Source organism: Intestinibacter sp. (assembly GCF_034113885.1).
GTDB lineage: Bacteria > Bacillota > Clostridia > Peptostreptococcales > Peptostreptococcaceae > Intestinibacter.
On sequence record NZ_JAXEWM010000178.1, the window covers coordinates 18,999 to 29,395 of the forward strand.

Here is a 10,397-nt window from a genome sequence, read left to right on the forward strand (position 1 = left end):
TGAAATTAACTTATCAAGGGGCGTTTTATCTTAAAGTTCTTCATCCTCTATTTCATCTAAAAGACTTTTAAGCTCAGCTCTAGCTTGTTCTATCAAAATACTGTCCTGCTTATCTAAGACAGACTCAAACTGTATAAGTGCATTTGCTATAATCTGTCTATCCTCACCAGTAAACTCCTCGTACATTCTCTCACCTCTAAAAAGAAGCTCCTTGTTCTTTTCTTGGTCTCTAGGATGGATTTTTAAATAGCTGAGTTCTTCAAATCTAGCCTTTATATCTTCTTCTGAAATTTTTTCATTTCCCTTTTGTATAATTACCTTTTTCTTTTCGCCTGTCGAATTTACTTTTACAACAACCTCTAATATAGAGTTTATATCGTATGTATATGTTACATCGATAGACTGTGATCCTTCTGGTCCTTTTGGCACAGTTACAGCTATTTCACCTAGCTTTAGATTATTTCTAGCTAGTCTACTTTCTCCCTGCAAAATCTCGACTACTACTCTAGTTTGGTTGTCATAGGCTGTATAAAAAGTTTCTGTTCTGCTCACCGGTATCACTGTATTTCTTTCTATTATCGGACAGAAATATCCTGATTCTCGCTTGTTATTCATAGTCTTTACAGATACCTCCGTTCCAAGTGAAAAAGGACATACATCTGTAAGCACAATATCCTTTATGCATTCATTTCTCTCCTTCATAGCCGCCTGAAGTGCTGCACCTATTGCGACGGCTTCGTCTGGATTTACGCTGGTATTTGGAAGTCTGCCAAATATTTTTCCTACAAATTTTCTAATTATAGGAAGTCTTGTAGCCCCTCCTATTAAAATTATCTCGTCTATTTGATTTAATTTTATCTTGGCGTCCTTTAAACTTCTCTCTATAGGCTTTCTAATTTTAGTTAAAAGGAGCTCACATGATTTTTCATAATCGTCTATATTTACCGATGTCTCGTAAGGCACATCTTCTACATTGCATTTTATGATAACTGTCTTTTTGTTTGAAAACTCAAGCTTTGCCTTTTCACATTGCTTTCTTATACGAGATAGAGTTTTTTTGTCTAGCTTTTCTTCGTCAATACCTACTTTATTTATGAAAAGTCTATAAAGTACCTCTGTAAAATCCTCTCCACCTATGAAGTTATCTCCTGCTACTGCCCTTACCTCCATTATGTTTTTAAACTTCTCTAAAATTGAAATATCAAATGTTCCTCCACCTAAGTCAAACACTAAAAATCTAGTATTTTCGTCTCTTTTGTCTATTCCATATGCTATTGCTGCAGCTGTAGGCTCGTTTATTATACGATTTACCTTAAGGCCTGCAAGCTCCCCAGCTTTTTTTGTAGCCTTTCTTTGGTCGTCGTTGAAGTACGCAGGTACACTTATTATAGCCTCTTCGACCTTTGTTTGAAGAAATACCTCAGCATCTTCCTTCAAGGATTTTAATACAAAAGACGATAATTCCTCCGCCTTAAACTTTTTATCGCCTAAAACAAATTCTTTATTAGTCCCCATACTTCTTTTAAACACATCTGCCGTCATGTCAGGATATAGTATTTTTCTTTCCTTTGCGACCTTTCCGACGTATATATTGTCGTCTTCATCTATGCTCACGACTGAAGGAGTGAGATTTTCTCCCAATCTATTTGGTATCATCTTTGTCTGATTTTTATCGAAATAACAGGCTAAGCTGTTTGTAGTTCCTAAGTCAATTCCTATTATCATAATGTCGTCTCTCCTCAATTTTTATAAAATCCCTATTTTATAAGCTAGTCCAATTGCATCTTTATCTGAACAATTGTATTTAAGTATTTCTTGTAAATAATTTCTGCAAACTTCTATATTTCCTCTACAATATTCTAAATAAGCTAAACCATACAGAGCATCTATACAAGTTACATCATAGCATATAGCACATCTAGGAGTATCCAAAGCTTGTTTTAAATAATTTTCAGCTTTTTCATATTCTCCCAATATAGTGTACACCTCTCCTATAAATTTATATCCATATGCCTTTTGATCTAATTTTGATTCTATACTACTTATAGGCATATACTTAAGTATCTTATTGGCGTAGTTTTTTGCCTTTTCGATTTGGTTTATATCCAAGCAAATTTTAGCAGCAATTAAATAATTATATCTGTTGTCTTGTCTATATTCCAACTCGTTTATCACATCTGTTATCAATTTCAATGCTTTTTTGCTATTTCCTGTATAGTACAGTAGTCTTGCCTTTTCTCTTTTTTGGTCAGTATCTGGTTTTATTATAAGAGAATAATACTTCACAGCTTCTTTTATATTTCTCATCTCCCAATTCATATCTCCCATACGCTGAAAATAATCGAAGCTCAAGTTTGAAAGACCTTCTTCCTTTATAATTTCTTGCAAAATACCTTTAGCCATTTCAAACTGACCAGAAGTCACATATTTATTGTACACTTGCTCTAATGCATCTATATCATCTGTTTTTTTGTAATTTTCCATAAAATACTCGATGGCTTTCTCTGTCTTTCCTAATTTTCCGTATACTGTCGCCAAATCATAGCTCAACTGATCAGGCTCTTCGTATTCATCGCTTTCTTCATATATCTCCTTTGCCTTTAAAAGATATTCACATGATTTTTCAGGCTGATCCAAAATATTGTAGTAATGTCCAAAATCTATATATACTCCAGGGTGATTAGGTAAATTTCTCTCTAGATAAATCAAATCCTCGTATACATCGTCCATATTGAACATGTCGAAGTTTAATTCAATTCTTCTAAAATAATCTGTTATATCGTAATTTAATTCAATTTGCTTATTGTAGTATTCTAAGGCCTTGTGGTAATTTCCCTTTTCTCTGTAAATATCACCTAGCTTTTGGTTTGAATAGCTATTGTCTGGATATATTTCATCTAAATACTCGTATATAGCCTTCGCATCATCTAACTCGTCCTTATAGTATAGAGCCAACGCCTTATAGTAAAGCAATCCTTGATTTTTCTCGTCGTATTTTAGTCCCTTTTCACAAAGCTCTAAAATTTCATCTTCGTCATTAGTATAGAAAATCATCTCAATATAGTATAGATATAAATCTGTCGCAAATTCAATTTCACATTCTTTATTTTCTAATTTTTCTATTAAATCCTTATATAGCTTTTTAGCTTCTTCTATATCGCCTTCTTTTCTGATTATACATGCCTCAAAATAATCTAAATCAGCACATTCAACCTCCTCGTCGCGTAAAAACTGAATAATATCTTTTGCATCATCTATTTCATCGACTTCTATAAGTATATTTATCTTATAAATATATGCAAATAGATAGTAAGAACCCATCTCTAACATTTCATCGCAAGCATTAAATGATTCTGAATAAAGCCCAAACTTGTATAGAGACTCTATTTTATACATATACGAAATTCTGTATCTAGGACATATATCTATAATTTTGTCGCTTAACTTTACAACATCCTCATATCTTTCATTTAAAAATAAAATTCTAAGCTTTGTAGTTAAAGCAGCTATACTCTTTGGTTTTATTTCTAGTGCCTTGTCGATATTTTGTAATGCACTTCTGCTATTTTTTCTTTCCCAGTCAAAAATAGATTTACATATATATAGCTCATGCATAGAAGTACATCTATGGTTGATTTTTTCTAATTTCTCTTTTGAGCTATTTTTTATTGACTCTTCCCATAATTTTAAATACTCCAGGGATTTATCGTATTTTTTCATATCCAAATAAATTTTGCTCAGCATATAGTAATAAAATACATCTATTTCGTTTTCAAGGTCTATAAGTTCCATGACCTCCATAGATTTTTCAGTATTTTCCTCCATAAAATATGTATCGGCAATTTGTAGCAAATACATCTTATCTAAGGCTTCTATATTTGATTTTTGCTCAAATTCTTCTATAATTTTCTTGTCTAAGTCTGTAAACAGCTCTTCTGTATCGTCATCCTTGTATCCGTTTAAATGAAGATTTGTAATCAAGTCTCTTGCCTCTATTAGCTTACCTTCATTTTCATAAATTCTACACAATCCTTCTACTGCAACAAAGTTTTCAGAGTCTTCCTTTAAGGCCTCTTCATAATAAGGTTTTGCCTCTTCGTATTCCTCTTTATCAATTAAAATCATACCTTTTAATAAATTTAAATCCATATGATGGTTGTACTTCTTTTGTACCTCTGATATTACCTCCCAGGCCTTATCTAACTCTCCCATATTATAGTAAATAAAAGCTTCTTTTCGATCTAACTCAGGATGCTTTACCTCTGATAATTTTAGATTTTCAACTAGTTCTATAGCCTCATCTAGCTTTCCATCTCTATAATATCCATTCATCTTATAAAAATCACGTAAAAAACCATCATAGTCGAGCTCTTCGTCTATTTCAAACAAGCTATAAGACGGATACTCGTCGTACTTGACTCCATCTACGATTATATTGTCTATAAACTCACTAGGAAAATCCTCATATAATTCATTTAAATCATCTATAAAATTAAAAAATCCATTTAAAAGTCTTAGTATATTTGATGGAAGGTAGTAATTTTTCATAAAATACACCAAAAGCATTTCTCTGGCGTCGTTTTTAGTATCTATATTTTGGCAAACATCGTCTTTTAAAAGCTCTTTCCATGCATTTTCATCGTTTCTAGTTTTAAAATTTCTGTATACCTCGTCTACCTTTTTAAGCCAAATATTTATATCTTCATTTTCATGCCCGAAAATATCGTCTTCTTCGTAATTATCTTCTATATCCTCGTCCATATCTGCATACTCTAAAGCCTTTTCATAAGCCTCTCTAAGCATCATAAATTCTTCTGGTTTGTCTTCTGGATTTGTCTCGCTCAATTTACTTAAATAAGCCTGTTTTATCGCCATTTTGTCTTTTGTCTTTTCTATATCTAGTATTTTAAATATATCCATAACTCTTCCCCCATTTTTGTAAATATTCTGTTTATTAAAGTTTACCATACAAATATTCATAAGAAAATCTTTATTCTAAAGATCCATAATGTTGATTTTCTTGAAATGCATGACGGAAATTATATTTATCCAAAATTTCAAAGGAATATAATTTCCTATGCATTATAAAAAAACCTCAAATCAATCGATACTATATCTATTTGAGGTTTAAACGGTTTTAATATTTAGTTTTGTCCTTTAAAAGATTTTTAATATATTGGAAGTGTACATCTCTTTTTTTAGATTTTATAGATCTCATATTTGGGAACGCATTTAATAATCTTCTATGTATATAAGCTTTTTCCTTTAAAGATTTAAATTTCAACTGCATTTCGTCTAGCTTTTCATCAAATGCCATGTCCATTTCATCTAGTATTGATTGCAATTGAACCTCGTTGATTTTCAACGCTTTCATTCTTTCAATCATTTCATCTGGACCTTGTTTTAATCTGCGTATAAATTCTTCATCTTCGTATAATTTAAGCTTGGCATGAATTTTTTTCATATCCTCAACTATATTATAAAGTACATCTACCTTGACTGTTAAAGTATTTAACGCCTTTACTGTAGCAGCTAAATCTGCTATTGTAGTAGCTACTGCAAGTACCAAAAATACGTATAAAACAGTACTATTTATTCTGCTCAATAAATCTATGACAGATGGATGTAAAATTTCAATTACAAATAAGCTTAAAAATCCAAACATAGTAGAATTCAACAGACATACCTTTCCATGTATATTGAATTTGTAATTTGAGTAATCCCACCACTTAGCGTGAAATAATTTTTCCAAAACTGTAGCTGTAGCATATTCAAGTATAGAGGTTAAAATAAATCCCAACACAAAAACTGCCATCATATTGTCTCTATAAGACCACAATCCCGTAATTACAATCAGCGCTCCTATTCCGTAAACAGGGCATATAGGTCCGTTTAAAAATCCTCTATTTACTATTTTCTTTTGCAAGCAAGAACAATATATACTCTCACAAATCCACCCTAAAAATGAATATATGAAAAAATAAAGTATATAATCCATAAAACTCCTCCTATAATCAATAATATAAAATTTAATTCTTATACTATTTTACATTGCAATTATTACAGATTTATTACATTTTTATATTTCCTATTATCCATTTATATAAATATTCATAAACTTCTTCCCTGCAAGCTTCATGTAAAATATCGTGTCTCAATCCCGTATATATCTTGACATCAACTTTTTTTATACCTGCTTTTTCAAGTGAATTTTTAGTCATATCAATACCCTTACCTTGATCTCCTACTGGATCGTCCCCTCCTGAAATCAATAATATCGGCATATCTGAGTCTATTTTTTTAATATTGTTCATATTAGATGTAAAAATCATACCGCCTAACAATTCCCTAAAAAGCCCAGCTGATATTTCTCTATAGCATAATTCATCGTTTAAATAATCCTCTAAAGACTTTCCATCTGAACAAAGCCAATCACAGTCGGTTTTATTAGGAGAAAATACCTTGTTATAGCTGTCAAAGGATAATTTTTTTATAAAAGTGCTTGAATTATTTTCTCCTATTTTCTTACCTTCTCTTTTGACTAATTTATAAATTACCTTCAAAACAAGTCCTGGCTTTTGACCTGTTCCCATCAAAATAGCAGCGTCTATATCATCTTCATGGTACACTGAAAGATATGTTCTAACTAAAAATGATCCAAGTGAAAATCCCATTAGTACATATGGAATATTAGAAAATTTTTCTTTGACCTTTTCCTTACAAGTATGTAGGTCGCTTACAACTAAATTCCAGCTTCCCTCTTCGCCAAAATACGATTTTTCTTCTTCGCTATATACAGAATGACCGTGTCCCAATAAATCAATTCCTACTACAGCTATATTTTTATCTACAAAATATTTTGCAAGATCTTCATATCTTCCCATATGCTCTGTAATACCGTGGGCAATTTGTAAAATGGCAGTTGGCTCTGAATCTGGCAGCCACATAGTTGTATATATATCAGTTTTTTTATTTGCAGATTTAAAATTAAAATTTTCTTTTCTCAACGACAATTCCCCCAATTTTTAAAATTTATTTTAATAATTTAATTATAGCAAAACTATTATAATAGAGCATAAATTTACTTTTAATGATAAAATATTGTTATCGAAATCGAAAATAATATCAGAAAGGAAGTAAAATAAATGGTCGACACATACAAAAATTACGATGAATTATCTAAAAAAGAAGTCCGAAATATAGATTACAAAATCACAGTAAAATACGTAAATTCTAAAACTACATGCATATCTATTCACGGTGGCAATATAGAACCTGGTACCTCAGAAATTGCAGAAGAAATAGCAGGCAATATCTACAATCTATATAAATTCGAAGGTCTTAAAAACAGTAAAAATCTAATACTGCATATAACTAGCAGCAACTTCGATGAACCAAATGCAGACAAATTAATCGCTAAATCCGAAAAGGTAATTTCCATACACGGTGCAAAAGGAGATAAACCCGTGACATATATAGGTGGTCTAGATAAAAAGCTGGGAAAAAAGGTCGAAAATCGCCTCACAAAAAAAGGCTTTAAAGTAGCAAAACCACATGCAGGAATAGACGGTACAACTAAAAATAATATCGTAAATAGAGGTTTGTCAAAGGCTGGATGCCAGCTAGAGATAACACTCGCCCAAAGACGACTTTTCTTTAAAGACGGCAATTTAAAAAAATCAAATAGATCTAATAAAACAGATTTATTTTTTGAATACATCAATTGTATAAGAGAAGCTTTATCTGAATATTAAAAAGATTTTATATAATTATATATTTTTTAAGTTGACATACAAAATAAAATCTAATATACTTCATACCATAAATTAAATAAGTCTTATCAAGAGCGGTGGAGGGACTGGCCCTATGAAACCCGGCAACCAATATATATTATATATACGGTGCTAAATCCTGCAGCATTATGCTGAAAGATAAGTATAAACTGATAATTTTAGGTCTGAGTTTATACTCAGACCTTTTAATTTTCTTAGTTTTTCTAAATTCTTTATTTTAAGATAATTAAACGACATAGACTTATTTAAAATTTTTAAACAACAGAAGGAGGAATTTCTTATCATGAAGAAATCAAAAAAATTATTATCTATTTTACTATGCTTAGTAACAGTATTATCACTTACAGTAGGGTGTTCTTCTAAAAAGGACGACAATGTCATAAGAGTTGGGGCTACACAAGTTCCAGGTGGAGATCTATTCGAATATCTAAAAGACGATATAAAGGCTGAAGGCTACGAGCTTGAAATAACTATATTCGACGATTACAATCTTCCAAACGAAGCACTAGACAACGGTGAAATTGACGCCAATTTATTCCAACACGAACCTTATTTAAACAAAGCAATAGAAGAAAAGGGATATAAATTATCACCTGTAGTAGGACTATACGAATCTCCTCTATTTGTATATTCTTACAAAATTAAATCTATTGATGAATTAAAATCTGGTGACAAGTTCGCATTGCCTGACGATCCTACAAATGGTTCAAGAGCTCTACAATACCTACAAGACGAATTAAATTTAATAAAATTAAAAGATGGTGTAGACAACCCAAGTGTAAAGGATATAGTGGAAAATCCTAAAAACATAGAATTTATAGAAGCAAATGCAGCACAGCTTCCATCACTTTTAAACGATGTAACTTGCGCATTTATAAACGGAAACTACGCGGTCGCTGCTAATTTAGACGCAAATAAAGACAGCATCTACTGCCCTAAAATAGATGGAACTTACACAAATATACTAGTAAGTAGAACAGAAGACAAGGACAGCGAAAAAATACAAGTTCTTAAAAAGGTTTTAACTAGTGAAAAATCTAAAAAATTCTTAGAAGAAAACTACAAAGGTGTAATCGTACCAGTATTTTAGATTTAATAAAACACATAAAAAATCTTACAGCTAATTGTATTTCAAATTAGTTGTAAGATTTTTAGTTTTTATTTAAATATATTTTATTAATGTCTATACGATATTAATACTTATCCGAAATATCTTTGTAATAATCCTAAGAATGCTTTACCGTGTCTAGCTTCGTCTTTGCACATTTCATGAACTGTATCATGTATAGCATCTAATCCTAGTTCTTTAGCTCTCTTAGCTAATTTTAATTTTCCATCTGTAGCACCGTATTCTGCATCTACTCTTACTCTTAAGTTTTCTTTAGTATCTGCTACTACACATTCTCCTAGTAATTCAGCAAATTTTGCAGCATGTTCTGCTTCTTCGAAAGCTATTCTCTTATATGCTTCTGCTACTTCTGGATATCCTTCTCTATCTGCTTGTCTACTCATTGCTAAATACATTCCTACTTCTGTACATTCTCCAACAAAGTTAGCTCTTAAATCTTCTACTACTTGTTCGTCTACTCCTTTAGCAGCACCTATTCTATGTTCGTCAGCCCATACCATTTCGCCTTTCATTTCTTCAAATTTATCTGCTCCTACATGGCACACTGGACATTCTTCTGGTGCAGCTTCTCCTTCATATATATATCCACATACTTGGCAAACCCATTTTTTCATAGTTAAATTCCTCCTAATATTATAAATTTCTTTATCTTGGTATTATATATACCCATATTTCTTATTTAAAAACATTTTTATAAATAATTTTAATTGATTATTAATTTATATTTTATTTATACCCTGTTTTATATGTCATAAACAAATATTTTTTAAAATATATTATTTTTATTCGATCAATTTTATACAAATACTGTAAATATTTCTTTTTTATCTACAGGTATATTTTCTTCTTTATATTCTTTATCTTTATTAAAATTAAATACAACTAAATATCCTTTCTCTAAACTATTTATATCTAAATAATCCACTAGCTGATTTATACCTTGCTCATGATATTTCTTACCTCTAAAAATTTTAAGCTCTATTATATATTTAAAATTATTATAAATAACTACTATATCAAGTCTTTTTTCCTCAGATATTTGAACTTCTTTAAATGTAAATCCTACACCATTTACTATAGGTGTTAAAAAAGCCATAAATATAAGCCTTCCCTCTCTTTCAATAAATTTGCTATCTAATGAAGAGTAATTTTCTTTCATATATTGTTGGAATTTACGAAGAACTTCTTCTATATCGAGTCCGCCTTCATCTGTTATAAATGAATTTTTAAAATTATACAAACTCATATCTTGTACTTTAGTAGATAATTTAGAAATCATATAATTATATAAAATCTCTTCAAATATCTTGTTGCTTATTTTTAAAACATTGTCCAAGTCGCTAAATATACCATAGGTAATACCTAAATCAATAATTGGATCTAATCTATTAAATACAATACTTTCTCCTATAATCACTTATCATAGTCCCAATTTCACTACAATTAAAACTCATGTCTATATTAAAATCGACTGC

The 10,397-nt window shown here is 30.6% G+C and carries 8 protein-coding genes and 1 riboswitch; of the genes, 2 read left to right on the forward strand and 6 right to left on the reverse strand.

Annotated elements, in window-relative coordinates:
* Window positions 1-30: 30 nt before the first annotated feature.
* From SPD90_RS11235 to SPD90_RS11250, 4 genes are all read right to left on the reverse strand, one after another.
* On the reverse strand, window positions 31-1,725 hold the full coding sequence (locus SPD90_RS11235; RefSeq protein WP_320925288.1) for a molecular chaperone HscC: 1,695 nt from the start codon (window positions 1,723-1,725) through the stop codon (window positions 31-33).
* A gap of 21 nt (window positions 1,726-1,746) precedes the next feature.
* Entirely contained in the window at window positions 1,747-4,920 is a 3,174-nt protein-coding gene (locus SPD90_RS11240; protein WP_320925289.1) for a tetratricopeptide repeat protein, read from the reverse strand.
* Window positions 4,921-5,137: 217 nt separating this feature from the next.
* Entirely contained in the window at window positions 5,138-5,998 is an 861-nt protein-coding gene (locus tag SPD90_RS11245) for a putative ABC transporter permease (protein ID WP_320925290.1), read from the reverse strand.
* A 73-nt stretch (window positions 5,999-6,071) separates the two neighbouring features.
* Window positions 6,072-7,007: an alpha/beta fold hydrolase gene (locus tag SPD90_RS11250; protein WP_320925291.1), complete on the reverse strand. Its 936-nt coding sequence runs from the start codon at window positions 7,005-7,007 to the stop codon at window positions 6,072-6,074.
* A 138-nt stretch (window positions 7,008-7,145) separates the two neighbouring features.
* On the opposite strand from SPD90_RS11250, the gene SPD90_RS11255 reads away from it, so the two are divergent.
* Both SPD90_RS11255 and SPD90_RS11260 read left to right on the forward strand, forming a co-directional pair.
* Entirely contained in the window at window positions 7,146-7,754 is a 609-nt protein-coding gene (locus tag SPD90_RS11255; protein ID WP_320925292.1) for a poly-gamma-glutamate hydrolase family protein, read from the forward strand.
* Between the two features lie 80 nt (window positions 7,755-7,834).
* Window positions 7,835-7,938: riboswitch (SAM riboswitch) on the forward strand.
* Window positions 7,939-8,076: 138 nt separating this feature from the next.
* Entirely contained in the window at window positions 8,077-8,883 is an 807-nt protein-coding gene (locus SPD90_RS11260) for a MetQ/NlpA family ABC transporter substrate-binding protein (RefSeq protein WP_320925293.1), read from the forward strand.
* 110 nt (window positions 8,884-8,993) lie between these two features.
* Here the strand turns inward: SPD90_RS11260 and SPD90_RS11265 are convergent, their stop codons facing one another.
* Both SPD90_RS11265 and SPD90_RS11270 read right to left on the reverse strand, forming a co-directional pair.
* Window positions 8,994-9,536 carry an NADH peroxidase gene (locus SPD90_RS11265; protein ID WP_320925294.1) on the reverse strand — a complete coding sequence of 181 codons (543 nt, stop codon included), beginning with the start codon at window positions 9,534-9,536 and terminating at the stop codon, window positions 8,994-8,996.
* Between the two features lie 182 nt (window positions 9,537-9,718).
* The gene (locus SPD90_RS11270) at window positions 9,719-10,339 is read right to left on the reverse strand and encodes a GxxExxY protein (protein ID WP_320925295.1); all 621 of its coding nucleotides are present in this window, start codon (window positions 10,337-10,339) and stop codon (window positions 9,719-9,721) included.
* Between the last annotated feature and the right edge of the window lie 58 nt (window positions 10,340-10,397).

Excerpts from the sequence above, each read along its gene's own strand:
- SPD90_RS11265 (WP_320925294.1), bottom strand. The coding sequence starts at position 9,536 with ATGAAAAAATGGGTTTGCCAAGTATGTGGATATATATATGAAGGAGAA.
- SPD90_RS11260 (WP_320925293.1), top strand. The coding sequence starts at position 8,077 with ATGAAGAAATCAAAAAAATTATTATCTATTTTACTATGCTTAGTAACA.
- SPD90_RS11245 (WP_320925290.1), bottom strand. The coding sequence starts at position 5,998 with ATGGATTATATACTTTATTTTTTCATATATTCATTTTTAGGGTGGATT.
- SPD90_RS11240 (WP_320925289.1), bottom strand. The coding sequence starts at position 4,920 with ATGGATATATTTAAAATACTAGATATAGAAAAGACAAAAGACAAAATG.
- SPD90_RS11255 (WP_320925292.1), top strand. The coding sequence starts at position 7,146 with ATGGTCGACACATACAAAAATTACGATGAATTATCTAAAAAAGAAGTC.
- SPD90_RS11235 (WP_320925288.1), bottom strand. The coding sequence starts at position 1,725 with ATGATAATAGGAATTGACTTAGGAACTACAAACAGCTTAGCCTGTTAT.